The organism is Duganella violaceipulchra, assembly GCF_019166075.1.
Classification (GTDB): domain Bacteria; phylum Pseudomonadota; class Gammaproteobacteria; order Burkholderiales; family Burkholderiaceae_D; genus Rugamonas; species Rugamonas violaceipulchra.
On record NZ_JAHTGR010000276.1, the window covers coordinates 1 to 204 of the forward strand.

Consider the following 204-nt stretch of genomic DNA (forward strand, 5'->3'; position numbering starts at 1 on the left):
CGTGCCTACGAGGCGCCGCAAGGAGAGATTGAAGAAGCGCTCGCGCAGATCTGGCAAGACTTGCTGGGGTTGGCGCAAATCGGGCGCCACGACCACTTCTTCGAGATGGGCGGACACTCGCTGATGGCAGTGCAACTGGTGTCGCGCCTGCGGCAAGTGCTGGATGTCGAAGTTCCCCTGCGCGACCTGTTTGCGCAACCGACG

General features: G+C 62.7%; 1 protein-coding gene. It reads left to right on the plus strand.

Going from position 1 to position 204, the window contains the following annotated elements; genetic code table 11:
* A partial coding sequence (locus tag KVP70_RS34040) for a phosphopantetheine-binding protein (protein WP_217946834.1) occupies nt 1-204 on the plus strand: 204 nt, incomplete at both ends.